Source organism: Modestobacter lapidis (assembly GCF_054780755.1).
The window spans coordinates 1-1,297 of record NZ_BAAGVS010000056.1 but is presented as its reverse complement, the minus strand read 5'-3'; the positions used below and the strand labels follow the sequence as shown (position 1 = coordinate 1,297).

The 1,297-nt window shown below is 71.4% G+C and carries 1 protein-coding gene; it reads left to right on the top strand.

From position 1 onward, the window contains the following. Positions 1-242: 242 nt before the first annotated feature. The coding region (locus ACYVG5_RS21415; RefSeq protein WP_460683536.1) for an IS110 family RNA-guided transposase at positions 243-1,297 on the top strand (1,055 nt) is incomplete at its 3' end.

The following is a 1,297-nucleotide window of genomic DNA, read 5'->3' as shown; positions in this document are numbered from 1 at the left end:
ACGGCAGTGATGATTGAAGGCGAGCCCCGCACCGGTGGTCTGACTCTGGGAACGGCTGACCGTTGGTGTCTTCCAGTTGATCTGTCGGCCGCCCGGTGCGGGGCTCGTTGTGCACCCGCCGGACGTGCGTCGTGACCTCATAGGAGCCTGTGCCTGCAGGTACCCGTCACTGTCTTGTCCGCATCGCCCGGCCGGCGCGTGCCGCCCCCACCGGTCAAGGCGAGAGGACGGCGATACCAACGATGACAGCAGCACTGGAACTGGTCCACCCCGCGGCGGTCGAGCAGCCTCGGTCGGAGGTGTTCGGCGGGGTGGACACCCACAAGGACACCCACACCGCCGCCGCGGTCGACGTGACGGGGCGGATGCTGGGCCACCAGCAGTTCCCCGCGACCGCAGCCGGCTACGCCGCCCTGTGGGGCTGGCTGATCGGCCTGGGGGCCGTGGTGAGGGTCGGCGTGGAGGGCACCAACAGCTGGGGTGCCGGCCTGGCGGAGTTCCTGCGCACGGTGGCGGTACCCGTGGTCGAGGTCAACCGCCCCAACCGCGCCACCCGACGGCGGGTGGGTAAGTCCGATCCGGTCGACGCCGAAGCCGCCGCCCGGTCTGCGCTGGCCGGGCAGGCGACCGCGATCCCGAAGACCGCCGACGGGCCGGTGGCCTCGATCCGGGCTCTGCGCATCGCCCGGACCAGCGCCATCCGCCAGCGCACGGACGTGATCCGGCAGATCAAGAGCATCACCGACACCGCCCCCGAGGCGCTGCGCGCCGAGCTGCGGAACCTGGCATCTCCGGCGCTGGTCACCACCTGCACCCGGTGGCGGCCGGCGACCGGCAACGCCGCTGATCCCACCACCGCCACCAAACTGGCCCTGCGGTCGCTGGCCCGGCGGCACACCTTCCTCGAGGAGGAGATCGGAGCTCTCGACGCGCTGCTCGGCCCACTGGTGCAGGCCACCGCCCCGGCGCTGACCGCCTGCTTCGGCGTGGGCACCGAGGTCGCCGGGCAGCTGCTGGTCACCGTGGGAGACAACTCCCACCGGGTGCACAGCGAGGCCGCACTGGCCATGCTCTGCGGCGTTGCTCCGATCCCGGCATCCTCCGGCAGGACCCACCGGCACCGCCTCAACCGCGGCGGAGACCGGCAAGCCAACGCCGCGCTCTACCGCGTGGTGATCGTCCGCATGCGCTACCACCAGGCCACCCGCGACTACGTCGAACGCCGCACCGCTCAAGGCCTGTCCAAGACCGAGATCATCCGCTGCCTCAAGCGCTACCTCGTCCGCGAAATCTACTC